At 43.6% G+C, this 23353-nt stretch carries 21 protein-coding genes; 9 read left to right on the forward strand and 12 right to left on the reverse strand.

Annotation, left to right across the window (positions count from 1 at the left end; genetic code table 11):
* Positions 1–5: 5 nt before the first annotated feature.
* Complete coding sequence (trpS, locus tag L3V25_RS05365; protein ID WP_237294466.1) at positions 6–1022, forward strand: tryptophan--tRNA ligase; 1017 nt, start codon at positions 6–8, stop codon at positions 1020–1022.
* Positions 1023–1104: 82 nt separating this feature from the next.
* Here the strand turns inward: trpS and L3V25_RS05370 are convergent, their stop codons facing one another.
* A complete protein-coding gene (locus L3V25_RS05370; protein WP_237294467.1) occupies positions 1105–2676 on the reverse strand; it encodes a long-chain fatty acid--CoA ligase in 1572 nt (523 codons plus the stop codon).
* 347 nt (positions 2677–3023) lie between these two features.
* Here L3V25_RS05370 and L3V25_RS05375 point away from each other — a divergent pair, with 347 nt between their 5' ends.
* The 4 genes from L3V25_RS05375 to L3V25_RS05390 all read left to right on the forward strand — a co-directional run bounded on the left by L3V25_RS05375 (position 3024) and on the right by L3V25_RS05390 (position 7103).
* Entirely contained in the window at positions 3024–3602 is a 579-nt protein-coding gene (locus L3V25_RS05375) for an aminodeoxychorismate/anthranilate synthase component II (RefSeq protein WP_237294468.1), read from the forward strand.
* A gap of 222 nt (positions 3603–3824) precedes the next feature.
* Positions 3825–5036 carry an aspartate aminotransferase family protein gene (locus L3V25_RS05380; RefSeq protein ID WP_237294469.1) on the forward strand — a complete coding sequence of 404 codons (1212 nt, stop codon included), beginning with the start codon at positions 3825–3827 and terminating at the stop codon, positions 5034–5036.
* A 134-nt stretch (positions 5037–5170) separates the two neighbouring features.
* A complete protein-coding gene (astA, locus tag L3V25_RS05385) occupies positions 5171–6199 on the forward strand; it encodes an arginine N-succinyltransferase (protein ID WP_237294470.1) in 1029 nt (342 codons plus the stop codon).
* Between the two features lie 106 nt (positions 6200–6305).
* Entirely contained in the window at positions 6306–7103 is a 798-nt protein-coding gene (locus L3V25_RS05390) for a DUF1338 domain-containing protein (RefSeq protein ID WP_237294471.1), read from the forward strand.
* A 72-nt stretch (positions 7104–7175) separates the two neighbouring features.
* Here the strand turns inward: L3V25_RS05390 and spoT are convergent, their stop codons facing one another.
* The 8 genes from spoT to L3V25_RS05430 all read right to left on the reverse strand — a co-directional run bounded on the left by spoT (position 7176) and on the right by L3V25_RS05430 (position 16047).
* Complete coding sequence (spoT, locus tag L3V25_RS05395; RefSeq protein ID WP_237294472.1) at positions 7176–9317, reverse strand: bifunctional GTP diphosphokinase/guanosine-3',5'-bis pyrophosphate 3'-pyrophosphohydrolase; 2142 nt, start codon at positions 9315–9317, stop codon at positions 7176–7178.
* Positions 9318–9342: 25 nt separating this feature from the next.
* On the reverse strand, positions 9343–9615 hold the full coding sequence (gene rpoZ / locus L3V25_RS05400) for a DNA-directed RNA polymerase subunit omega (RefSeq protein ID WP_027696467.1): 273 nt from the start codon (positions 9613–9615) through the stop codon (positions 9343–9345).
* 122 nt (positions 9616–9737) lie between these two features.
* Positions 9738–10361, reverse strand: coding sequence for a guanylate kinase (gene gmk, locus L3V25_RS05405; RefSeq protein ID WP_237294963.1), 624 nt, complete (start codon positions 10359–10361; stop codon positions 9738–9740).
* Between the two features lie 213 nt (positions 10362–10574).
* The gene (locus L3V25_RS05410; protein WP_237294473.1) at positions 10575–11930 is read right to left on the reverse strand and encodes a Na+/H+ antiporter NhaC family protein; all 1356 of its coding nucleotides are present in this window, start codon (positions 11928–11930) and stop codon (positions 10575–10577) included.
* Between the two features lie 236 nt (positions 11931–12166).
* A complete protein-coding gene (locus tag L3V25_RS05415) occupies positions 12167–12907 on the reverse strand; it encodes a DsbA family protein (protein WP_237294474.1) in 741 nt (246 codons plus the stop codon).
* A 46-nt stretch (positions 12908–12953) separates the two neighbouring features.
* Entirely contained in the window at positions 12954–13448 is a 495-nt protein-coding gene (locus L3V25_RS05420; RefSeq protein ID WP_237294475.1) for a protein disulfide oxidoreductase, read from the reverse strand.
* The gene (locus L3V25_RS05425) at positions 13445–15565 is read right to left on the reverse strand and encodes a protein-disulfide reductase DsbD domain-containing protein (protein ID WP_237294476.1); all 2121 of its coding nucleotides are present in this window, start codon (positions 15563–15565) and stop codon (positions 13445–13447) included. The genes L3V25_RS05420 and L3V25_RS05425 overlap by 4 nt, the downstream gene beginning before the upstream one ends.
* A 77-nt stretch (positions 15566–15642) precedes the next feature.
* The gene (locus tag L3V25_RS05430) at positions 15643–16047 is read right to left on the reverse strand and encodes a hypothetical protein (protein ID WP_237294477.1); all 405 of its coding nucleotides are present in this window, start codon (positions 16045–16047) and stop codon (positions 15643–15645) included.
* Between the two features lie 228 nt (positions 16048–16275).
* Here L3V25_RS05430 and rhuM point away from each other — a divergent pair, with 228 nt between their 5' ends.
* Positions 16276–17301 carry a RhuM family protein gene (gene rhuM, locus L3V25_RS05435; protein ID WP_237294478.1) on the forward strand — a complete coding sequence of 342 codons (1026 nt, stop codon included), beginning with the start codon at positions 16276–16278 and terminating at the stop codon, positions 17299–17301.
* A gap of 81 nt (positions 17302–17382) precedes the next feature.
* Here the strand turns inward: rhuM and L3V25_RS05440 are convergent, their stop codons facing one another.
* On the reverse strand, positions 17383–18249 hold the full coding sequence (locus L3V25_RS05440) for a YicC/YloC family endoribonuclease (RefSeq protein WP_237294479.1): 867 nt from the start codon (positions 18247–18249) through the stop codon (positions 17383–17385).
* Between the two features lie 175 nt (positions 18250–18424).
* Here L3V25_RS05440 and rph point away from each other — a divergent pair, with 175 nt between their 5' ends.
* From rph to L3V25_RS05455, 3 genes are all read left to right on the forward strand, one after another.
* Positions 18425–19153, forward strand: a complete 729-nt coding sequence (rph, locus tag L3V25_RS05445) for a ribonuclease PH (protein WP_237294480.1) — start codon at positions 18425–18427, stop codon at positions 19151–19153.
* 158 nt (positions 19154–19311) lie between these two features.
* A complete protein-coding gene (pyrE, locus tag L3V25_RS05450; RefSeq protein ID WP_086960370.1) occupies positions 19312–19953 on the forward strand; it encodes an orotate phosphoribosyltransferase in 642 nt (213 codons plus the stop codon).
* 226 nt (positions 19954–20179) lie between these two features.
* A complete protein-coding gene (locus L3V25_RS05455) occupies positions 20180–21385 on the forward strand; it encodes an aromatic amino acid transport family protein (RefSeq protein ID WP_237294481.1) in 1206 nt (401 codons plus the stop codon).
* Positions 21386–21578: 193 nt separating this feature from the next.
* Here L3V25_RS05455 and crp read toward each other — a convergent pair whose 3' ends face one another.
* Together crp and L3V25_RS05465 are read right to left on the reverse strand one after the other, a co-directional pair.
* The gene (gene crp, locus L3V25_RS05460; RefSeq protein WP_017025416.1) at positions 21579–22211 is read right to left on the reverse strand and encodes a cAMP-activated global transcriptional regulator CRP; all 633 of its coding nucleotides are present in this window, start codon (positions 22209–22211) and stop codon (positions 21579–21581) included.
* Between the two features lie 241 nt (positions 22212–22452).
* Positions 22453–23322 (reverse strand): phosphoribulokinase, encoded by an 870-nt coding sequence (locus L3V25_RS05465; RefSeq protein ID WP_237294482.1) that lies wholly within the window; start codon positions 23320–23322, stop codon positions 22453–22455.
* Positions 23323–23353 lie beyond the last annotated feature (31 nt).

Raw genomic sequence — 23353 nt, forward strand, 5'->3', positions numbered from 1 at the left:
GAAACATGAGCAAACCCATAGTATTAAGTGGTGTTCAACCATCTGGTGAACTGAGTATTGGTAACTACTTGGGTGCTCTACGTCAATGGCAACAAATGCAAGATGACTATGATTGCCAGTACTGCGTTGTTGACCTTCATGCAGTTACGGTTCGTCAAGATCCTAAAGCTCTGTATGAAGCGACATTAGATGCATTAGCAGTTTGTCTTGCGGTTGGTGTTGATCCTAAGAAGAGCACGTTATTCGTTCAGTCACATGTACCGGAACATGCTCAACTAGGTTGGCTTCTTAACTGTTATACCCAAATGGGCGAATTGAATCGTATGACTCAGTTCAAGGATAAATCACAGCGTTACGCTAATGATGTCAACGCTGGGCTTTTTGCCTACCCAGTATTAATGGCGGCGGATATTTTGCTGTACGGTGCTCACCAAGTACCGGTCGGTAACGATCAGAAGCAGCACCTAGAGCTAGCCCGTGATATCGCGACTCGCTTTAATAATGTGTATAGCCCTGAAAATCCAATTTTCCAAATTCCAGAGCCATACATTCCACAAGTGAATGCTCGCGTAATGAGCTTGCAAGATGCGACTAAGAAAATGTCTAAATCGGACGATAACCGTAAAAACGTTATTACCATTTTAGAAGATCCAAAGTCGATTCTGAAAAAGATCAATAAAGCGCAAACCGATGCTGAAACGCCACCACGCATCGCGCATGATGTGGAAAATAAAGCAGGCATTTCAAACTTGATGGGACTGTACTCGGCAGCAACGGGTAAATCTTATCAAGAAATTGAAGCGCAATATGCTGGCGTTGAAATGTACGGCCCATTTAAGAAAGATGTGGGTGAAGCGATTGTTGCGATGCTTGAGCCGATTCAATCTGAATACAAGCGTATCCGTGAAGACCGCGCTTATATGGATCAAGTGATGAAAATCGGTGCTGAAAAAGCCTCAGCAAAAGCTGCAGTGACGTTAGCGAAAGCTTACCAAGCAGTAGGGTTTGTGCCTCGCGGCTAAATTCGATATTAGGTCTAGAGATAAAAACCGCTGGAGTTGATACTTTCAGCGGTTTTTTTGTTTTTATGACTTTTGGTCTTTCCTATGAGGTACGTAATTCTCGACGCAGCACTTTACCAACCGTTGATTTTGGTAGCTCCTCAAGGAACAAAATCTTACGCGGGATCTTATAGGCCGCTAAATTTTCACGGCAATAAGCCTCAATGTCTTTTTCTGTCAGTTCGCTGTCTGGTGTGGTGACTATGTGAGCGACAACTTTTTCTCCAGTTTTTTCATCTTCAGCTCCAACAATGGCGGCTTCAATGATCTCTGGGTGCTGACACAAAACTTCTTCAATTTCATTTGGATAAACATTAAAGCCCGAGACGATGATCATATCTTTCATTCGGTCGACGATTTGAATCGCGCCGTTTGGCAGAATAAGTCCAACATCTCCCGTTAGAAAGTAGCCATTAATAATGCTCTTTTCGGTATCTTCAGGGCGATTCCAATAACCTTTCATTACCTGTGGGCCTTTAATGACTAATTCACCGACTTCGCCTTGCGGTAAAGGTTGATTGTCTTCATTCCACACTTGTATATCGGTATCGCAAAGAGGCGTGCCCACACTACCAGGTTGCTGCTGGCCAAATTCATTTAATGTGAGAACTGGGGAAGTTTCAGACAAGCCCCAACCTTCGGTGATGGTGCAACCGGTGACGTCTTTCCATAAATTAAAGGTGGAACTATTTAACGCTGAGCCACCAGATATCGTTAGTTTAAAGTTTGAAAAATCTAAATCTTTAAATTCAGGGTGTTGGCATAAACCGACAAAGAGGGTGTTGATGCCGGACATGCCAATAAATGGCGTCGATTTTAGTGTCTCAACAAAGCCGGCAATGTCTCGTGGGTTTGGAATTAAAGTATTGGTTACGCCCAAACCAAATAGCGCGACCATATTTACGGTAAATGCATAAATATGGTAAAGCGGCAGCGGACAAATAAAGCTGCCACCGTCTAGTGGAGGGAGTTGCTCTAGTCGCTGTGCCATTTGAGATGCGTTGGTTAATATATTGGCATGGGTAAGGCTGGCACCTTTTGCGACACCAGTTGTGCCCCCTGTATATTGCAATACCGCAATATCATCCGGCTTAGCTTGAAGAGGTAGTCGCTCAGGTAGTGATTTCCCTTGCTCAAGCAGCGACATTAAGTCGAAGTATTGATGGGTTGATTCGGCCACTTTTAGTAAATCGGCCGCTTTGGTGACAATCACTTGTTCGATGCCAATTTTATCTTTAATCGCTTCATATTTTGGCAGTAAATCTTCGAGAATAATTAATGCCTTGGCACCAGAATCATTAAACTGATGATGCATTTCTCTTGGGGTATATAAAGGATTGGTGTTGACGATAATTAAACCCGCTTTAAGTGCACCGTAAGCGACAATCGGATATTGAGTTAAATTGGGCAATTGGATCGCAATGCGATCACCGGCCTGTAGGCCACTTTGGTGCTGTATCCACTGGGCAAAGTAGGTAGAAAGTTGCTCAATTTCAGCATAACTATGGCTTTTTCCTAAGCACTGGTAAGCTTGTTTGTCTGGTGCACTTAAGCAAGTGCTTTCAATAAATTGAACAAGATTTTGGTGTTGTAAAATAGATTGCCAGTTGCTCATTGACGCCTTCCTTACTGAGGGTATTTAGACCACTTACTTATTTAGACTAGTATATACCCGTCGTGCTTGAAGCAGCAGATTTGTTGACGATGTTTATTCGCTTCACTGCAACTCCAATGACTTTGGATACAATTGATTACGTATTATTAACATATTTATCACTAAGTATTGGGTTAGAGATAAAAATAATGTGGAGTTAAACACGTGTTTGAAGAAAAATGATGGTGTTTTTATGAACGAAATCATCTTGTAGTGGGGAAAATTATTAACTTTCTAGTGTGAGAAGCTTGCCTTTATTTGTCGCTATTGCAGAATAGCCACTTCTAATTTGGTATTAAGAACTCAAGATGCTGCTGATTATTGATAATTACGATTCCTTTACCTACAACCTCTACCAATACTTTTGTGAGTTAGGGGCTAAGGTACAAGTAATACGTAACGACGAAATTGATATCGCCGGTATTGAAGCGCTTAACCCTAGCCACTTAGTGATCTCTCCGGGACCATGTACCCCCAATGAAGCGGGGATCTCTCTACAAGCCATTCAACATTTTGCAGGTAAGTTGCCAATATTAGGCGTTTGCCTAGGCCATCAAGCGATCGCACAAGCGTTTGGTGGTGAGGTGGTAAGAGCAAGACAAGTGATGCATGGCAAAACCTCGCCGATCGTTCATACCGGACAAAGCGTGTTTCGTGATTTACCCAATCCTTTAACCGTAACTCGTTATCACTCTTTAGTAGTTGAAACGACCAGCTTGCCTGAGTGCTTCGAATTGACCGCATGGACCACATTAGCCAATGGTGAGCTCGATGAAATCATGGGTTACCAGCATAAAAGCTTGCCGATAGAAGCGGTGCAGTTTCACCCTGAGTCGATTAAGACCGAAGGCGGCCATCAAATTTTAGCTAATTTCCTTCAGCGATAAATCCTGCCTAAAAGTTACAAAAACGTTAATTGTTCCACAACCTTGCGATTTAGATTTTATCCTATTCTAGAATTCCACTATCCTCTAAAGTATATACCTGATCAGCTGTTCAGGAATGTTCTTGTTTGAATAAATATTTATAATAATTAAATAAAAAGTCATTGATGCGTTTCATCTAGTTAGCTAGATTAGTAGTAGGTGAATAAACGAAGAGGATTAGGGATGTCAGTCGATACGCAAGTGCAAAGAAGTTGGTTTGAAGATGTGATGGTACCTTGTTACAACCCGATGGAAATGATTCCAGTGCGCGGGCAAGGTTCTGTGGTTTGGGATCAACAAGGAAAAGAATACATCGATTTCGCTGGTGGTATTGCGGTGAGTTGTCTTGGTCATTGTCATCCGGTGATGGTTGAAGCATTAACAGAGCAAGCCAATAAAATTTGGCATTTAAGCAATGTCATGACTAATGAGCCTGCATTACGTTTAGCTAAGAAACTGACGGAAATTAGTTTTGCTGAAAAAGTGTTTTTTGCCAACTCTGGCGCAGAAGCGAATGAAGCTGCATTAAAACTGGCTCGCCGTTGGGCAAAAGAAACCCATGGCGAAGAAAAAAGTGAAATCATCGCCTTTACCCAAGGTTTTCATGGCCGTACCTTCTTCACGGTAACCGTTGGTGGTCAGCCAGCCTATTCCGATGGCTTTGGCCCTAAGCCGGGCGGTATTACCCATATTCCTTATAACGATCTTGAAGCATTAAAAGCACACTTATCGGATAAAACCTGTGCCGTGATGATGGAACCTCTACAAGGTGAAGGTGGGGTCGTTTCTCCGGATCCTGAGTTTGTACAAGCGGTGAGAGATCTTTGCGATCAACACCATGCGTTATTGATCTTTGATGAAGTACAAACGGGTAACGGTAGAACCGGTCACTTCTATGCTTATCAAGAACTTGGCGTGACACCAGATATTCTATCTACCGCAAAATCGCTTGGCGGTGGTTTCCCAATTGGCGCAATGCTTACGACTACTGAATTAGCCCAACATATGAAGGCGGGTGTTCATGGCTCAACCTATGGCGGCAATCCATTAGCGTGTGCGGTTGCTGAAGCGGTCGTTAATCACATTAGTCAGCCATCAGTGCTACAAGGCGTTGCTGAGCGTGAGCAATGGTTAAAACAAGGTCTATCGGCATTAAACGATAAGTACGGTTTATTTGCAGATATTCGTGGTAAAGGTTTACTGATCGGTGCCGAACTTAATAATGAGTGGAAAGGCCGAGCGCGCGATATTTTAGTAGCGGCAGGTCAACACGGCTTATTGCTGTTAGTGGCTGGTGCTAACGTGGTGCGTTTTACGCCGTCTTTAGTGATCACCCAAAAAGAAATTGAGCAAGGTTTGGAGAAACTCGATCAAGCGATCGCCTCACTGGTTTAATCGTCTTTCGACCACTTAACTTCTACCATTCATCTACTAGGGCAGCTCAGGTTGCCCTATGATTTATTATGACTCTTATACTCAGGTGACTTTATATTCTAAAAGAGTCACCCTGAATTAAAGGAGGAGGCAATATGATCATCGTTCGCCCGATTCAATTGTCTGATTACGATGCGCTGTATCGCTGCGCCGAAGAGTCTGGCCATGGTTTTACTTCACTACCGCTTAATCAAGAGATCCTGACTCGCCGTATTGAAAATTCACAGCAAAGCTTTTTAAAGCCCTCACAAGACGGTCAATTTACCCGCCAAGATGAAAGTTATCTTATGGTGGCAGTTGATAGTGAAAGCAATGAAATTATTGGCACCACTGGCATTGAAGCATCGATTGGCTGGGATGTGCCGGCTTATAGTTATCACATTAGTAAGGTCGTTCACAGTTCAAACCGACTGAAAGTGCGCAATGAAGTACAGGTACTGACCTTAGGTAATAACTACACCGGCAGCAGCGAACTCTGTACTTTATTTTTACGCCCAGAGTACCGCCAAGGTCTTAATGGTCGATTATTATCGAAGTGTCGCTTTCTGATGCTGGCACAATTCCCCGAACGCTTTTCTGACACCATTATTGCTGAAATGCGTGGTGTGAGTGATGAACAAGGTAATTCTCCTTTTTGGCAGTGGCTCAAACAGCATTTTTTCTCGATTGATTTCACCTTGGCCGATTACTTAACTGGCATTGGTAGTAAAGGTTTTATCGCCGACTTAATGCCTAAGCTGCCGATTTATGTCAACTTACTCAGCCCTGAAGCGCAAGCAGTGATAGGTAAGGTTCATCAGCAAACCGCTCCGGCATTAAAGTTGCTGGAACGTGAAGGGTTTTCTTGCCGTGGTTATGTCGATATCTTCGATGCAGGACCTACCGTTGAATGCGATCGTGAGCGTATTCATTCGGTGCAGCAATCGCTTCTCACCAAAGTAGAAGTGCGTGCTCACTCTTCTTCACAGCAGTACCTTATCGCTAATACGAAACTACAAGACTTTAGAGCGACACTCGCGAAAGCCGCTTACGATTCTGAGCGCAATACGATGTATCTTGCACCAGATGTGGCAGAACTATTATTGGTAGAAACCGGCGATAGCTTAAGAGTATTAGCTCAATAATAACCGCTGGGCTTTGTGAGTTTTTTGAAAGATATTAATACGTTAAATAATAGACGCTAGAACTTGAACTATAGTTAATTGAGTTATGTTTATTGGAGAGGAAGCCATGGTAACGGTCGAACAATTATTTGAGCAACTTTGGCAAGACTACGCCAAACGCTTGTGTCCTTCGGCATCAAAAGTTCAAAAGCTATTGAGCCAAAAAAGCGATAAATTAATCAATGACCATATTGCGTTGCGAACCTTTGCAGGCAGTAAACTAGGTTTGCCTCAACTGGCTAAGCATTTTGTGCAGCTTGGCTATCAACCTGCCGGAGAGTACCATTTTGAAACGAAAAAGTTGTACGCCCAGCACTATCAACATCCCGATCCTTTGTTCCCAAAAGTGTTTATTAGCGAATTATGTTTAGACCAATGTTCAGACACGCTTAACCAAATCGTCAATAAACTGCTTCATGATCTACCAAATCAATATAGTGACGATGCGAGATTCTTATCTCAAGGGCGGCCTTGGCGTGTCAGCAAAGAGGATTATCAAACTCTAGCGCAAGAAAGTGAGTACGCCGCTTGGGTTGCTGCCCATGGCTTTGGGGCGAACCACTTTACCGTGAGCGTTAATCATCTAGCGGGTTTTCTCGACCTTGAACAAGTGAATGATTTCTTAGTGTGGCATAACTTTGAAATGAATCATGCTGGTGGCGATATTAAAGGCAGTAAAGAGGTAGGCTTACAGCAGTCGTCTACTTTAGCGGATAAAGTCAAAGTTGAATTTATCGATGGTGAGTTGGAGATCCCTGGTGGATTTTATGAATTTGCTAAGCGCTTTGAAAAAGAAGATGGAGAGTTGTATCAAGGGTTTGTTACTGCTTCCGCGGATAAGATTTTTGAAAGTACTAATATGTAAAATATGAAGTTATATACTCGTTTCCTGTTACTCGAAAAATTAATCTTTTTCGAGTAACAGGGAACGTGATCTCTAGTTACGCGCTCGACGAACTCTTAATGCATGCGGCATCACACGGATACGTCGCATAATTTCAGCAAGATGCACACGGTCTTTGGCGGTCAATAATAACGTGATGGTATACAAGCGACCATCACGTTCTTCTGTGGCAATGCCATGAATATTCGAACCAGTAGAAGATACCACATTAGTCAAATCCGCTAGCGCACCTTGACGGTTTTGCATGTCGACTTTTAACTCAGTAATGAATTCTTGTTCAAAATCTTTTGACCACTCAACTGCCATATAGCGTTCTGGCTCTTTTTGATAGCCACGAACATTCGGACAAGTTTCACGGTGGATCACTAAGCCACGGCCCGGTGAAACATGCGCAATAATGTGATCATCTGGAATCGGGTGACAGCATTTCGCGTAAGTCAGCAAGATACCTTCAGCGCCACGAATCGGCAGTTTCTTTTTCTTCGAATGACTCTCAGAGTTGGCTTCATCTTCAGAAACAGGTAGTTCGGTTAACTCATCGGCATCACCGAGTAAGCGGCGTGCAATCACGATACTCATCAGCTCACCTAAACCAATCGCTGCCAATAACTCATCGAGTGTTTTCAGTTTAAGATCGGAAAGTACGTGAGTAATGTTGCCTTCGCTAATGTCGCTGATAGACAGATCACCTAGTGCGTGATTTAACAAGCGACGACCTAGTGCCACCGATTCATCACGACGCATGGTCTTCAATACTTGGCGTATCTTAGTGCGAGCGCGAGAAGTCACCACATAGTTGAGCCATGCCGCATTCGGACGAGCGCCCGGCGCACTGATGATTTCAATGGTTTGGCCATTTTTCAGTGCTTTGCTCAGTGGGTACGGATTACGATCAACGCGCGCACCTACACAAGTGTTACCAACATCAGTGTGTACTGCATAGGCAAAATCAACTGCGGTTGCGCCTGCCGGCAATTCAATGATGCGACCTTTTGGCGTAAACACAAAAATCTCATCAGGGAATAAATCGGACTTAACGTGCTCGATAAACTCAAATGAGTTACCCGCACTTTGTTGTAATTCAAGTAGGCTTTGCATCCAACGCTGCGCTTTAATTTGCGCGGTAGTGCCGGAGCTATCGCCATTGGCTTTGTATGACCAGTGTGCCGCGACACCTTTGTCAGCCATTTGATCCATATCTTCAGTACGAATCTGCACTTCAACCGGTACCCCGTGTGGGCCTACCATTGAAGTATGTAAAGATTGATAGCCATTGGCTTTTGGTACCGCAATGTAGTCTTTCATGCGGCCAGGGCGTGGCTTATACAGGTTATGTACCTGACCTAATACTCGATAGCAAGTGTCTGCGGTATCGACAATCACGCGGAAAGCATAGATATCCATAATGGTATGGAAACGCTGCTCTTTGGTGCGCATTTTATTGTAAATAGAGTAAAGGTTTTTTTCTCGACCGAGTACGCGAACTTGCAAACCAGCTTCTTGTAAGCGGCCTTCAATTTCACTGTGAATACGTTGGATCATTTCTTTACGATTGCCACGCGCGGCTTTGACGACTTCTTTTAAGACGCGGTAGCGATTAGGGTACAAAGCTTCAAAACCGAGTTCTTCAAGTTCAGTTTTTATATTGTGGATACCTAAACGGTGGGCAAGGGGAGAGAAAATTTCAACCGTCTCACGTGCGATACGGCGACGTTTATCTGGGCGTAATGCGCCAAGGGTGCGCATATTGTGGGTGCGGTCAGCCAGCTTAATTAAAATCACGCGAATGTCTTGCACCATGGCTAAGATCATTTTGCGGAAGTTTTCAGCTTGAGCTTCTTTGCGATCGCGGAATTTGAGTTTATCGAGCTTAGAGACACCATCGACTAATTCAGCCACGGTTTCACCAAATTGAGCAGCAAGCTCTTCTTTAGTGACTTCGGTATCTTCAATCACATCATGCAATAACGCCGCCATTAAGGTTTCGTTATCAAGGTGCATTTCCGCCAGAATACGGGCGACCGCAACGGGGTGAATGATGTAAGGTTCGCCGCTTGAACGACTTTGACCTTCATGAGCCTCTTTTGCAACCAAAAAGGCTTCACGCAGAGTCTCAATTTGAGACTCTGGCAAATATTCTTGGGCAACGGCCTTTAAACTTTCAAATAAGTACAATTGTTATACGCCCAGAATAGAGAGATTAACGGTGGTGAACGATGCTGCTTACTGCTGCTAATTCTGCCGCGTCTTGCTCTTGTTGTTCTTGGCGCTCACGTGCGTCTAGTACTTCTTTAGTGATCAAGCCTTCTTCGATTTCGCGTAGTGCGATAACGGTAGTCTTATCATTTTCTTCAGGAACCAATGCATCTTTGTTGCCAGTTTGCATTTGACGAGCGCGGCGAGCCGCAATTAGGACTAGGTCGAAACGATTACCGACTTTTTCAACAGCGTCTTGGACAGTTACGCGTGCCATGGTTGACTCCAATTAGTGAATTTTATTTAGAATGACGGGAAATTATACAGCCTTACTGCTAGAGATTCTAGCAATAAGATGGCTGGGTAATTATTTGTGTATTTTGAGAGAAAAACTCTCGATTATTCAGCCAGTAAGGCTTTCAACATGCCGTTATATTTAACCGCTTGTTTGTCGTGTCTTAGACGCTCAGCACGAATAATGGCTTTAAAGTCCATTAACGCGGCGTCAAAGTCATCATTGATGATCAGATAATCATATTCATCATAATGAGAAATTTCAGATTTTGCTTTGCTCATGCGACCGGCGATCACTTCTTCGCTATCTTGACCACGAGTATTTAAACGGCGCTCTAATTCACCATTTGACGGCGGCAAAATAAAGATACCTTTGGCGTGTGGCATTTGAGTGCGAATTTGACGCGCGCCTTGCCAATCGATATCTAAGAAAATATCGATGCCTTTATTTAGGTTTTCTTCAATCCACACACGAGAAGTGCCGTAATAATTACCAAACACTTCAGCATGCTCAAGAAATACGCCTTGTTCCATTAACTCAACAAAGTGCTGCTTTTCAACAAAGTGATAATGAACGCCATCTTCTTCACCCGGACGTTTTTCACGTGTGGTATGTGAAATAGAGACTTTCATTGCGTAGTTAGGGTTTCTTTCTAACATTGCAGAGATGAGGCTAGATTTACCCGCACCACTCGGTGCAGAAACAATATAAAGGGTACCTTTACCGATCATTATTCATTCACTTTTGTTGAGGTTTATCGTTACCATTTTAGTCAACTCGGCGATTTAGCCAAAGCATTAAAAACAATAAGGATAAAAAAGGGGAGCGAAGAGTAGCATAAGGGATAGGGAATTTGAATCGATAAGCGCCTGCTTTGCAGATAAAATTAAAGCCACTTGGGTATAAACACAAGTGGCTTTAACCAGTATGACAGAGACGTTTTAAGCGTGACGGTTTTTCACAAATACCGCAATGATCGCGCAAGCCGCCAAAATAAAGCAGTAGAAAGAGTTCGAGACAATTTCTAGCGGCGATAATTGAAATACCGAGCCGAGTAATAAGATCTGTGCGCCATAAGGTAAAAGACCTTGCGTGACACAAGAGAAAATATCCAACAAACTTGCCGAGCGTTTGGCGCTTACGCCATTTTGGTCTGATAATTCACGCGCCACACTGCCAGAAACGATGATGGCTACCGTATTGTTAGCAGTACAGAAGTTGGTGAGAGACACTAGAATGGCAATGCCCAGCTCACTGGCTCTTGAGTTGGCTTTGGCAGAATGTTTTGCGCCGAACTGATGAATGATACGGCTTACTAGTTGTGTCAAAAAGGCTAAACCACCTTGCTGGCGCATTAGTTCACTTAGGCCACCAATTAACATCGATAATAAGAAGATTTCTTGCATGTTACCAAAGCCAGCATAGATATCTTTGCCGAGTTGACCGAATGCGTAATCTGGCACTGAATATAAGCTCACCGCACCGGCGAGAATAATGCCCAAGCTTAACACCACAAACACGTTCAGACCTGAAACCGCTAAAACCAAAATGGTGAGATAAGGTAGGATTTTCAGCCATTCAATATCACCTGTTGCTGGCGTTTGAGTGGCGGTGCTGCTTAAAGCAAAAATGACAATGGCGATTAACGCTGCTGGAATGGCGATTTTGACGTTTTCACGGAATTTATCTTTCATCTCACAACCCTGTGAGCGTGTTGCGGCAATGGTGGTATCAGAGATAATCGATAAGTTATCACCAAACATCGCGCCACTTAATACCACACCAGCAGTTAGTGGCATGCTCATGCCTGCGGATTGCGCGATGCCGACTGCCACTGGCGCAACGGCAGCAATGGTGCCCATCGACGTACCCATCGCAGTGGCAATAAAGGCCGAGATTAAAAAGATGCCCGGTAAGATCATGCTGGTTGGCAGCAAAGATAAACCAAGGTTCACCGTGGCATCTACCCCACCAGAGGCTTTAGCAACCGCGGCAAAAGCGCCTGCAAGCAAGTAGATCATACACATGGCAATGATGTCTTGATGACCGACACCATTTAAAAACTGCTCAATCGCTTTATTTATTTTTTCTTTGCTTAATAGAATCGCCACCACAATGGCTGGCAATGTCGCTATCGGAGCAGGTAGTTGATAAAACGCAAAATCAACGCCTTGAATGGTTAAGTAGGTACCGACGCCAATGAATAATGTCAGGAAGACACCGAGAGGTAATAGTGCCAATGCGGAGGGTGCCGGACGATGAGATGGAACTGATTTTGATGATTCAGGGGCAGACATAACACACCAGTATTAATAAAGATCGATTAATGAAGATCGAAAACAAAATAGGCCGCGCAGAGTAAAGCTTGTACAGCGAGATGTCAACGTCTAGACGTCTAAATGTCTGTTGTAACTATTTCTGAATTGAGTTTGAAATAGGAAGCTAAAACCAAAAAGGCGACTGGATAGCCGCCTTGTTTTACAGATAGTGGGCTTAACGAGTAATAGACTCTTCTAGTTATCCGCAGCAGAGGTTATTTAGCCAATTGCGCTTGGATAATCGGCTCTAGTTTTTCAATTGGTAAATATCCCGGGATCACTTCATCGCCAATTAACATTGCAGGTGTACCTTGTAAGCCAAGTTGAGCAAACAGTTGGTAGTTCTTGGTCACTTGCTGTTGCGTTTTCTCGATCGCTTCTAGTAGCTCTCGGGTATCAGTTTTCTTCGCCACTTGAAGTAGTGACGCAGGATTGTGACTACCCGGCTTTTTGACTAATAACTCACTGACTTCGGCAAACTTGCTTGCTTTATTCTGCCAAGTGTTTAGCGCATAAGTCGCCGAGTTTTGCTCACTATTGATTTCTTTTAGTGGTACTAAAATATCCACGATTTTGAGTTCTGGATACTTCTCCGCTAATTGTTGTAATACTGGCGTGAGTTTTTTACACCAAGGGCAGCTGTAGTCAGTAAAAAAGGCAATCGTCAGTTTTGGGTCTTTCGCGCCATAAGACGGTTGGTCCGGGTTGTTGTAGATATAGTCATTATTTTGCTGTAGTACCGCATCAAATTGGTTTTGCTGATGGACATAACGTTGCAAGCTTTCGTGTAAGCCATCTACTACCTGAGGATTGTCACGCAGCAGTTGATCGATTTCATTAATTTTCTGCTCAGTCTCTTGTGGTAGTGTTGCCGCTTGTAGTGTGGTTGTTGTTAAGCTCATCATGAGTAGGCTAACCCAAATTAAAGCGTGTTGTTTGATAGTTGTTGTCATCATATTTCCTAAAAAGAGTTCTTAAATAACTGGCTAGAAAGCGGTTGGCTTAACTCATCCATAGTCGAGCAAGTAAACCGATTGGCGAGGTAAAGCCGGTGGTGATGTGTTTGATTTCACCATTGCGCACGATAAAAATTGTCGGGGTAACATTGACTCCCCATTGCTGGCCGATTTGGCTGCGTGGATCGTTAATGTTGGCAAAGCCCAATTGTTTATATTCAAAGTAGCGTTGCAGCTTGTGGGATTCACCGGATGACAAGGAAACGCCGACAGTAGGGTAGTAATCACTTACCCAGTTAACACTTGGCGTAACGAATTGACACACCGAACACCAACTAGCCCAGAAGTACACCACCACTGGTTGTTCTTGGCTTAGTGCCTCAATATCGACCCATTGTTGATTGATATCTTGCGCCTTGAGGTTGAAACTGGCTTGTGTTGGTACCGACTGGCTACGCCACAGATCGACCGCAACGGATACCACAACCAGCAAGACTAGGTACTTGAATACCCCAATTAGTTTTGATTTTATCGACTTCATTGAACCCCTCCTGATGCCTTTTCGATGGCTTGCATAACATCATTACTGGAGTAGATCACCGGCAGTGCAATACCTTGTGGCGCTTGGGGGCCATAGACAATATTAAACGGTACACCAAAGCGATTATAGGATTGTAAGTATTCACTCACTTGCGGGTTAGGTACTGTCCAATCACCTTGCATGCGTACAATCTTGTCTTGTTGCAATGCGTCATAAACCGGTTGTTGCAGCAGTACGCCGATCTTGTTGGCTTTACAGGTTATGCACCAATCTGCCGTCACATCGACAAACACGGTATTACCTGCCGCGACTTGTTGCTGGATCAGCTGAGTATCTAGCGGCTGCCAGCTTAGCTCGGCCGGTAATGGTGAACGCCAATAATCCGCGGTTAGAGTCGCAATGAATAAGATCACCGATGAAGCAATTAAAGCGATACAGCTGGTGATCGCTACCGCGCGTCCTCCAAATACTTGAACGCTACGCCAAATCAGAACCACTAAACCGAAAGCACTGATTGCCCATAACAATCCGGTCGATAGATGGGAAGAGAGCAAGCTAATCAGCCACACACAAGTCGCCAGCATCATCAAACCAAAAATGATTTTAAGGCGATTCATCCATTTACCCGGCTTTGGCAGTTTTAAGGCAAGTGAAGGACGCAGTGCCACCAGCAACCAAGGTAGTGCCATGCCGATGCCTAGTCCGGTAAAAATCAGAAATAAAGTCGCCCAAGAAGCGCCAAGTGCAAATGCTACAGCAGTGCCAAGAAACGGCGCAGAGCAAGGCGTGGCCAGTAAAGTGGCAAACATCCCTTGAATAAAGTGACCCGAGTGTTTGTTACTTCCCTTGGTAGCCATCCAGGTACTCATCGATGAAGGTAAACGCAATTCAAATAAGCCCAGCATATTGGCGCCAAAAATTGCCGTCACCAATACCATCAAGCCAAGAAAGCCTGCGCTTTGAAATTGAATCCCCCAACCAATCGATTGACCAGACCATTTGAGTATCGCCAAGCTGGCGGCAATTAACCAAAATGAGCAGATAATACCCGCTGCAGAGGCTAAAAATTGCATCCTAACCTGTGATTTTTGTTGGCGTTCAGCGCTTAATACTGAGGTAAGTTTCATGCCTAACACAGGAAGTACACACGGCATCACATTAAGAATTAAGCCACCCAGCAAAGCAAATGCAAACATGGTTAATAATGATGAACGGGTACTTGCCTCGCTGACACTACCATCGGTTAAAGCAATGGTTTGTTCGGCAATAAATTGCTTATCGACGATGGTGACTTGTACAGATTCCCCGCTCAAATCCGGCTCGCCTAACCAGTTAGACACATCAAACCAAGCGGTTAACTGATTGCCATCAATCGAAAGCCTAGGATGAGAAAAGCTGCTGTCTGCGACATTTTCTGCCTTTCCATCAATAAACAAATCCGGCTGCTGCCAACCTTGTTGACTGGTGAGGGTGACTTGCAGCTTATTGCTGGTCGCATCCCATTTTGCTTGGGTATCTGCCAGCATTGAGGAAGCTTGCGGCACTAAACTCATTGCTTGAGCATAACGACGCATGGCATCCGGATCGGCTTTTAACTCCGATGGTGTGAAATTTAGCTCTAACGGATAGTCAGTGATCACGCACACGGTTGAGCAAGACGATAAGCTTAAACTGGCCTTAAAGTTGACCGGCTGGTGGCGATCTTCGATTTTGATTGAAAGTGGAAATACCACATCATGCTTATAGCCTAAGGTTTCAATGCCTAACACATCGAAGCGCTGCGGATAAGGCCATTGCCAATCAACATTATTAATATTGCTAGAGGTTTGCCAATTAAGCTCTGGTGACACGCCACCTTCGCCCGGAGAGCGCCAATAAGTTTTCCACTCATCGGCGAGTTTGACTTCAATAAAACCGGCAGCGTTATTGTTGGCATCAACCTGTCCGGTTAACACAAATTGCACCTCAACCGGAGGATGTTGTTCGGCCTTTATCCAACCGGTTGTCAGCGGCGCGGCGGTGACATAATTGCTGAATAATACGAATAGCCCTAATAGCCCCAAACTTAATTTGGCAAGCTTAGGCTGAAGGCGTGTGAATACAGTAAAAAGTTGCATTGGTATTCCTAAAATGAAAATAACAAAACCTGCTCTCTTAATAAAAGAGAGTGATGATAAGAGTTAGTCGTTATTACTCATTCTTGGAAAGTACAAAGCTCTAAGTGACGTCGCCGTTTAGGGACGGGAGGTTTATGAAATATTCGATGGGATGTGAGGCTAAACCACAGGAACGCAGCAATCATTAAGCTCGGTAGTAGGCTAGTTATCACCACACTATCGAGTTGGTGAAAATGAAATTGCAGCAGCTTTTCTGATAAGTGGCATTCGCTCACTCCATCCGATTTAGCCTTATTCTCAATATTATTATCAGCAAATGAAGTGAAATTTGGAGCGACACTACTCGATTGAGAAGCCGACACTGAGCAAGCCGCCGACAACACATTCATATTTTTCATCAGGCACACTAAAACCACCCACAGCACAAGAATTAGCGCCCAGCGAGTTGAGTTAGCAGTACGAAGATGATGCAGTGTTTTCAAACCGTGCCTTTGTGAATGATGTTATCTAGCTACTAGAAAGACAGATGATGATGCTTTGAGTTTCAATCGGCACCTGTTTGATTGTAACTAGGTGTGAATAGGAAGTGAAAAGTGCGTCTTAGTAATATTGGTAAATAGGTGAGGCTAAAATACTTTTCTTGCTTACGTAACTACCATACGATGGGGTGAGATAAGTAAGCCCTAGCAATGATACATAAGGTCAATTGAATGACAGATAATATCCCTCAAGCTCCACAAGGAGAGTTTATTCTTTTCACTAGTGTGGATGGTCAAACTCGTGTTGAGTGTCGTTTTGAATCCGATACATTATGGCTATCTCAAGCCATGATTGGTGAGTTGTATGGGAAAGCCAAATCAACCATTAGTGAGCATATAAAAAATATCTTTACTGAAGGTGAGTTGGACGAAAATTCAGTTGTTCGGTTATACCGAACAACTGCCTCGGACGGGAAGTCGTACAATGTACAATATTTCAGCCTGCCTTTGGTTATCGCAGTAGGCTACAGGGTTCGTTCACAACGTGGTACGCAGTTTCGTCAATGGGCGACAGGGGTATTGAAGGAATACCTTATTAAAGGCTTCGTAATGGATGACGAACGCTTGAAGAATCCACCAGTTGGCTCATCTGCTGTTCCTGATTACTTTGATGAAATGCTGGAACGCATTCGCGATATTAGAGCCAGCGAACGACGAGTTTATCTGAGGGTGAAGGAGATCTTCACTATGGCGGCGGACTATGAGCCATCCAATCAGGAGACTAACCGCTTCTTTCAAATCATACAAAATAAGCTGCATTATGCTTCTACTAAGATGACCGCTGCCGAGCTTATCGCTAGTCGTGTGGATGCTAATAAACCAGATATGGGTCTAACCAGTTATAAAGGTGATGAAGTTCGCAAGACAGACATAACTATTGCCAAAAACTATTTGTACGAAGATGAAATTAAAGAGCTGAATCGCATAGTAAATATGTGGCTTGATTTTGCTGAAGACCAAGCGCTTCGTCGTAAGCAGGTGTTTTTACAAGATTGGGCTGAAAAGCTTGATCAATTTTTAAGCTTCAATGATCGTGAGGTTTTAAGTGGTGCAGGGAGCGTTTCTAAAAAGGCCGCAGATGATAAAGCCAAATTAGAATTTGATCATTTTGCAGAGCAACGACGCCGTTTGAAGGAAGCCGAAGGTAGAAAAGTCAATATAGCAGCACTCAAAGCGATAATTAAAAAAGATAAGTAAACGTTAAAGATAATTCATTAAAAAAGCCCTGCATTTATAATGAAAAACAGGGCTCTAAGCGTCTTTTAGAACAGAATCAATCTATTCAATATTCTGAATCTGTTCTCTCATCTGCTCAATTAACACTTTCAACTCAACACCAGAAGCCGTCACATCTGTACTAATTGACTTAGACGCTAGTGTATTCGCTTCACGGTTGAATTCTTGCATCATGAAATCGAGTTTACGGCCACAAGCGCCGCCTTTTTTCATAATGTTGTTGGCTTCTTTGACGTGTGAATCTAGGCGATCGAGCTCTTCGGCTACGTCTGATTTTTGTGCCAGTAAGATAAGTTCTTGTTCTACGCGTGAGCTGTCTAGTTCGATCTTAGCTTCTTCAAATTTATTCAGTAGGCGATCGCGTTGCCATTGTAGGATCTCTGGCATGCGAGCGCGTACTTTGGCGGCTTCTGCGGTGATCGCTTCTAGACGTTGGTCGATCAGTGCTTTCATATTGGCACCTTCACGGCCACGCGCTTCGATGAAATCAGTCATCGCATCTTCAAATGCTTCAAGTAATTCTTTTTGAATCGCATCCATATCTTGCTCTGGTGCTTCCATTACACCCGGCCAGTTCATCACTTGGAATGGGTTAATGCGAGAGTCTTCACCAGTTAGAGACATGATTTGGTTTGCCGCTTGAATCACTTGCTTAGCAAGATCTTCATTAATATTAAGAGCACTTTGCGCTTTGGTATTGGCTTCAAAACGTAGGTGACATTCTACTTTACCGCGGGCTAAACGCTTACGAAAACGCTCACGTAAGATTGGCTCTAAACCACGAAATTGTTCTGGTAGACGGAAGTAAGTTTCTAAGTAGCGTTGGTTTACACTGCGGATTTCCCACACTGCGTTGCCCCAATCAGATTTGATTTCTTTACGGGCATAGGCGGTCATGCTGTAGATCATTGGAGATTACCTAATCTAAATTGTGTGATGATTTTTCTGTGGTGAATATTATCACAGTCTAGGACAAGGTGGTTTGTTTAATCCAAGCGGTTCTATTAATCGTCGTTAAGATCGCTTTTTGACGACAAGATCGTTATAATCTCGCCCAATTCTATCGCTAATCAGGTATTTCTTTATGTCTTCAACTTTACGCCCAAACTCACGCGCAGCTGATCAAGTTCGTCCGATTAAAATGACTCGTAACTATACGGCTTATGCTGAAGGTTCAGTATTGGTTGAGTTTGGTAACACCAAAGTATTGTGTAATGCCAGTGTTGAAGAAAAAGTACCAGGTTGGTTAAAAGGTCGTGGTAAAGGTTGGGTAACTGCTGAATACGGTATGTTGCCACGTGCAACCCATACTCGTAACCGTCGTGAAGCGGCAAGCGGTAAACAAGGCGGTCGTACTATGGAAATCCAACGTTTAATCGCGCGTAGTTTACGTGCGGTTGTCGATTTGGATGTACTAGGCGAAATGATGATCACGGTTGATTGTGACGTGATCCAAGCCGATGGCGGTACGCGTACTGCTTCTATCTCGGGTGCAAGTGTGGCACTGGCAGATGCAATCCAATCATTAATGGCTTCAGGTAAATTGAAGAAGAACCCGATGAAAGGCCATGTAGCCGCGGTTTCAGTTGGCATTTTAGGTGAGCACGCCTTATGTGATTTAGAGTATGTGGAAGATTCTGCTGCCGATACTGATATGAATGTGGTGATGACCGAAGAAGGTAAGATGATTGAAGTTCAAGGCACAGCAGAGGGCGAAGCGTTCTCCCGCCAAGAATTGAATCAGTTATTAGATTTAGCCGAGAAAGGCATTAACGATATTATCGCAGTCCAGAAAGCCACTCTGGCGGAATAAATAATAATACGTGACTCGGAAAAAACGTAACTCGTTTCTCGGAAAAGCTCATCGTTTAATGGGTATCTTCTTTTTCGAGTAACGAGAAGCAAAGCGCTCTAGCTACGATGTTCCGAAATCAAAAAACTATATCACCAACACGATAGTCGAGATATTTTATGAAAGCATATCAACGTGAATTTATTGAGTTTGCCCTTGAGAAACAAGTTCTTAAATTTGGCGAATTCACATTAAAGTCTGGCCGTACTAGTCCGTATTTCTTTAATGCGGGTTTGTTTAATACCGGACGTGATCTTGCACGCCTAGGTCGTTTTTATGCCGCAGCTTTGGCTGATTCTGGTATTGAGTTTGATGTGCTATTTGGCCCTGCGTACAAAGGGATTCCAATTGCAACGACTACAGCGGTTGCGCTTGCTGATCATCACGATATTGATACGCCATATTGCTTTAACCGTAAAGAAGCGAAAGATCATGGTGAAGGCGGTAATTTAGTGGGTAATCCATTAGAAGGTCGTATTATGCTGGTGGACGATGTGATCACAGCCGGTACCGCGATTCGTGAATCAATGGAAATCATTAAAGCTAATGGTGCTGATTTGGCTGGTGTTTTAGTGGCGATTGATCGTCAAGAAAAAGGCAAAGGTGAATTATCTGCGATTCAAGAAGTCGAGCGTGACTTTGGCTGCGCAGTGATTTCGATTATCAGCCTAGGTGATCTAGTGACTTACCTTGAAGAGCAAGGTAATAACGAAGCGCAACTTGAATCGGTAAAAGCTTACCGCGCACAATACGGTATCTAATTTGTCTTGATATCGACAAACCGCATTTCAATGAACCCAGAGTGAGAGATTACTCTGGGTTTATTTTTATTTACAGTGTGTAATTATATTTTTACACCATAATAAAAGTCCGTTTTGAGTCAATATTGTCGAATGTTTAATCGATATTTTGAACTATCACCTCGATTTACTTCTGATAAGTGGTAATGTGTCAGCTTATTCTTCCAATAAATAAAAGAAAAAGCAGATGAGCAGTTCAAAGATTCTAGGCAGTACTTTGATTATTGCTGGCACCACGATTGGCGCTGGCATGTTGGCATTACCTATTGCTTCCGCAGGGTTAGGTTTCAGCACTTCTTTAATCATCATGATTGGTATGTGGGCGCTGATGGCCTATACCGCATTGCTGATGTTAGAGCTACATCAACATGCTGATTACGATGCCACCCTACACACTTTAGCTAAACAGTTTTTGGGTGACAAAGGTAAATGGATCGCGACGTTTGCCATGCTGTTTCTTTTCTATGCGCTATGTGCCGCCTACATCGCTGGTGGTGGTGGTCAGTTTAATGAGAAATTACATAACTGGTTTGCCATTGATGTTTCCAATGGTATCGGTACGCTGATTTTCACTATTATCATTGCAGCGATTGTGACGTTTGGTACTCAGTCAGTAGATCGAGTAAACCGCGTACTATTCACCTGTAAATTGATTGCGATGGCGGTCATGCTGTTCTTCTTAACGCCGAATATTCAATCGGTTCATCTACTTAATATGCCATTAGAAAAAGGCTTGATTGTTGCTGCATTGCCAGTGATTTTCACTTCTTTTGGTTTCCACGGTAGTATTCCGGCGGTAGTGCGTTATTTGAATCTTGATATGAAAGCCTTGAAGAAGGTCATGGTTTTCGGCTCGTTACTGCCGTTAGTAGTTTACATCTTATGGCAATTGGCCACGCTCGGTGTGGTTGATCAAGCAACTTTATCTCAAGCGGGTGATGTGACAGCCTTAGTCGGTACTTTATCGCAAGTGATTCATAGCTCAGCCATTTCGCAAGTGGTCTCCGTATTTGCCGACTTAGCATTAATCACTTCTTTCTTAGGTGTGAGTTTAGGATTATTTGAGTTCTTAGGTGACAGCTTAAATAAAAACCAAAGCAAAGGCGGCCGTGTTGGTATCGCGTTAGTGACTTTTGTTCCACCACTGTGTTTTGCGTTATTTTACCCGCAAGGTTTTATCATGGCTCTAGGCTATGCAGCGATTGCCTTAGCGGTTTTAGCCATCTTACTACCGGTTGCTATGGTGATGCGTTCTCGCGCACTCAACCAAGATAAGCAGGACTTCACCGTCTCTGGTGGTACACCAGCATTGATGGTAACGCTAGCGGCAGGTGTGGTGATTATTGTCGTGCAGGTGATGATTAGTCTTGGAGTGTTGCCGGCGATAGGGTAGCTTCGATACTCGTGTCTAGGGCGCTGCGCTTCTCGAAGCTAGGAACAGCAAAATTTCGGCTCTCGGCTCTTATCTTTTCCGAGCCACAAGCAGCGTAGCGCTCGAATAACGAAACTCGAATACTAAAAAAGCCACTGAACTTACCATTCAGTGGCTTTTAATTTTTTTACTCTACTAAACGCGATGTTGAATCTTAACGTGTTCCGTAGACTACGATAGTTTTACCGTGAGCAGAAATTAGGTTTTGCTCTTCTAGCATCTTCAAGATACGACCAACGGTTTCACGTGAACAGCCAACAATCTGACCGATCTCTTGACGAGTGATCTTGATTTGCATGCCGTCTGGGTGCGTCATTGCATCTGGTTGTTTTGCTAGGTTTAGTAGCGTTTGAGCGATACGACCAGTTACGTCTAGGAATGCTAAGTCACCAACTTTTTGGCTAGTGATTTGCAGACGTTTTGCCATTTGGGCAGAAAGGCGCATCAAAATATCTGGGTTAACTTGGATAAGTTGACGGAATTTCTTGAATGAGATTTCTGCAACTTCACAAGGAGATTTTGCACGAACCCAAGCGGTACGTTCTTGGTCTTCTTCAAAAAGACCTAATTCACCAATGAAGTCACCTTGGTTCAAGTAAGACAAGATCATCTCTTTGCCTTCTTCATCCTTGATTAATACTGCCACAGACCCTTTAACAATGTAATACAGAGTTTCGGCTTTCTCACCAGCGTGAATCAAAGTACTTTTTGAAGGGTACTTATGGATATGACAGTGAGATAGAAACCACTCTAATGTTGGATCTGTTTGAGGTTTACCTAGAACCATAATTTGTTACTTCCTCTACAAGGCTTGCTCAGTTTTGAGTCATTCATCCTGAGACCGGCTAAACTGGTCAAATAGAATAGGTGTTAATTGTTATTGCTGCAAGTTGTGTTGCAGTTGTGCATTTATACTACCCCTTTCTAGACCGGATTTCTTGACTTTGATCTGCTAACTATGGGGTTTTTCACTATTAAATTGTGTTCAAGGTCACAGACTAGGCACTAAGTGTGTTCTGAGTAACACTTTAGGCGATTTTGCCTGTTTCGATTAGCTGATGGAGTAGTGGTTGAATGATCAATTCCATCGCAAAACTCATCTTGCCACCAGGCACTACAAGGGTGTTATGACGCGACATGAATGAGCCTTCAATCATTGACAGCAGATATGGAAAGTCGACGTTTTTAATCCCACGCAAGCGAATCACCACAAAACTTTCATCCAAACTTGGTATGCCTTTGGCATTAAGTGGATTTGAAGTATCGACGGTAGGGACGCGCTGGAAGTTGATGTGAGTACGAGAAAATTGCGGCGTGATGTAATTTAAGTAGTCATCCATTGAGCGAACAATCGAATCCATCACCGCTTCTCGTGAGTGGCCACGGTCGCGAGTATCTCGGACGAACTTTTGAATCCATTCAAGGTTTACAATCGGCACCATGCCAATCAAAAAATCGACATGTTTGGAGACATTGACATCACCATCGACCACACCACCATGTAAGCCTTCATAAAACAATACATCAGTATTCTCTGGTAGCTCTTGCCATGGGGTGAAGGTGCCGGGCATTTGATTGTAAGGTACGGCTTCATCAAAACTATGCAAATAACGACGAACTTGGCCGCTGCCATTTTTACCGTATTGATTAAAGAATTCAGACAAAGCGGGGAAGTCATTGGCTTCTGGGCCAAAGTAACTGATGTGTTTACCTTGCTCTTTGGCTTTGCGGATCGCAACGTCCATTTCGGGGCGAGTGTAGCGATGGAAGCTATCGCCTTCTACCCAAGACGCTTTAATGTCCATCATATTGAACATTTTTCGGAAGGTTTCTGAAGTGGTGGTAGTACCCGCACCTGAAGAACCCGTTACCGCAATAATGGGATGTTTTGCCGACATGATAATCCTTTCTTTCGACTTATATTTTGAA

The organism is Vibrio sp. CK2-1 (genome assembly GCF_021726515.1).
Taxonomy (GTDB): Bacteria; Pseudomonadota; Gammaproteobacteria; order Enterobacterales; family Vibrionaceae; genus Vibrio.

Bases quoted from the DNA above. Each gene is read 5' to 3' on its own strand.
- L3V25_RS05420 (WP_237294475.1), bottom strand. From the start codon at position 13,448: ATGAAGTCGATAAAATCAAAACTAATTGGGGTATTCAAGTACCTAGTC.
- L3V25_RS05390 (WP_237294471.1), top strand. From the start codon at position 6,306: ATGGTAACGGTCGAACAATTATTTGAGCAACTTTGGCAAGACTACGCC.
- L3V25_RS05425 (WP_237294476.1), bottom strand. From the start codon at position 15,565: ATGCAACTTTTTACTGTATTCACACGCCTTCAGCCTAAGCTTGCCAAA.
- L3V25_RS05465 (WP_237294482.1), bottom strand. From the start codon at position 23,322: ATGTCGGCAAAACATCCCATTATTGCGGTAACGGGTTCTTCAGGTGCG.
- astA (WP_237294470.1), top strand. From the start codon at position 5,171: ATGATCATCGTTCGCCCGATTCAATTGTCTGATTACGATGCGCTGTAT.
- rph (WP_237294480.1), top strand. From the start codon at position 18,425: ATGTCTTCAACTTTACGCCCAAACTCACGCGCAGCTGATCAAGTTCGT.
- L3V25_RS05440 (WP_237294479.1), bottom strand. From the start codon at position 18,249: ATGATCTACAGCATGACCGCCTATGCCCGTAAAGAAATCAAATCTGAT.
- pyrE (WP_086960370.1), top strand. From the start codon at position 19,312: ATGAAAGCATATCAACGTGAATTTATTGAGTTTGCCCTTGAGAAACAA.
- L3V25_RS05410 (WP_237294473.1), bottom strand. From the start codon at position 11,930: ATGTCTGCCCCTGAATCATCAAAATCAGTTCCATCTCATCGTCCGGCA.
- rpoZ (WP_027696467.1), bottom strand. From the start codon at position 9,615: ATGGCACGCGTAACTGTCCAAGACGCTGTTGAAAAAGTCGGTAATCGT.
- crp (WP_017025416.1), bottom strand. From the start codon at position 22,211: ATGGTTCTAGGTAAACCTCAAACAGATCCAACATTAGAGTGGTTTCTA.
- L3V25_RS05375 (WP_237294468.1), top strand. From the start codon at position 3,024: ATGCTGCTGATTATTGATAATTACGATTCCTTTACCTACAACCTCTAC.
- rhuM (WP_237294478.1), top strand. From the start codon at position 16,276: ATGACAGATAATATCCCTCAAGCTCCACAAGGAGAGTTTATTCTTTTC.
- L3V25_RS05370 (WP_237294467.1), bottom strand. From the start codon at position 2,676: ATGAGCAACTGGCAATCTATTTTACAACACCAAAATCTTGTTCAATTT.
- L3V25_RS05455 (WP_237294481.1), top strand. From the start codon at position 20,180: ATGAGCAGTTCAAAGATTCTAGGCAGTACTTTGATTATTGCTGGCACC.
- trpS (WP_237294466.1), top strand. From the start codon at position 6: ATGAGCAAACCCATAGTATTAAGTGGTGTTCAACCATCTGGTGAACTG.
- L3V25_RS05380 (WP_237294469.1), top strand. From the start codon at position 3,825: ATGTCAGTCGATACGCAAGTGCAAAGAAGTTGGTTTGAAGATGTGATG.
- L3V25_RS05415 (WP_237294474.1), bottom strand. From the start codon at position 12,907: ATGATGACAACAACTATCAAACAACACGCTTTAATTTGGGTTAGCCTA.